Below are 1,227 nucleotides of genomic sequence, written 5' to 3' on the forward strand. Positions count from 1 at the left end.
TTCACCTGCTCGAGCGGCTTCAATAGCAGCATTAAGGGCAAGTAAGTTTGTCTGATCTGCAATAGACGTGATTACATTCAAAATCTGCGATACATTTTTTGTATCGTCCGCAAGCTTATTGATAGTACTTGCAGCTCGATTGATTTCATCACTGAGCGTACGAGAGGCGGTAACTGACATTTGCACTTGTGTACGACTTTGTTCAACTTCTTTCTCGGCCGTTTCAGCAGCGTGAGAAGCGTTAGCCGCAGATTCTGATATGTCACCAACACTCTGCTTCATTTCTTCCATAGATTGCTTAACAATTTCAGCATCAGTGGTTTGTTTTGTTGTAGCGCGCTCAGCTTGTTCCATACCTTGAACTAGTCGTGTTGAGTTTTCCATTAAAGGCTCACATACAGCAATAACTTCAAGAACCGTTTCTCTTAGCAAGGAAATAAATGCATTGAAATTAATAGAAACTTGGCCAATCTCGTCTTCTGAATTAACAGATAGTTGGGTGCTTAAAGAACCATTCCCGCTTGCTAATAAACTAAGGTTGTTAGCTGCATCACTAGCAGATGAGCCTATATTCTTAGCAATCCAAATAGCCATAAACAATAATAAAATTAATGAAATAATGGATACAGCTAACATTAGAGTTAATGCTTCATCAGAGCGCGCTTTAGTGTTGGCAACCAGTTCAAAAAAACGATTATCAGCTTTTTGTTGAGCGCCTTTAAAGCTTTCTAAAACAGATCCATATAAGCTTGTTTTAAGCTGCGCTTGTTGCTGAATCTTACTAAAATCAGCTGTACCGTTAACCATACCTGTAGCAATACTTGAGGATATTTTTTCATAATCTGACAACTCATTAATAATATCGTTATTAATGTAGGAGTTATTAAGTTGCGTTATTAATGCAATATTAGACTCTAAAGCTTGATATACCTCATCTGCTTTAACTATAAGGTCTTGCTCACCAAACGTAACAGCTTGGGTATAAAGTTCATCAAGTTTCTCTAAAAGCCCCACGTTTTGCGACGTTATTTTTACAACTTTATACGATGAGTTACTCATTTCATCGAGAGAAACCTTATTATCATTCATAGCTAAATAGTTTATCAATACGATCACTACAAAAGCCACAACCGCAATACATGTTATTGCATGTATTTTTTTTGTTATGCTTAGGTTTTGAAAAGAGAAGCCTGAAGCCATACTGTGCTACCTTATTTTATTGTCTAT

1 protein-coding gene is annotated in these 1,227 nt (G+C 36.9%); it reads right to left on the reverse strand.

The window, feature by feature from the left end; translation table 11 throughout:
• The coding region (locus L656_RS0100805; protein ID WP_024597816.1) for a methyl-accepting chemotaxis protein at window positions 1-1,200 on the reverse strand (1,200 nt) is incomplete at its 3' end.
• Between the last annotated feature and the right edge of the window lie 27 nt (window positions 1,201-1,227).

The organism is Pseudoalteromonas sp. TAE56, from assembly GCF_000497955.1.
Classification (GTDB): Bacteria; Pseudomonadota; Gammaproteobacteria; order Enterobacterales; family Alteromonadaceae; genus Pseudoalteromonas.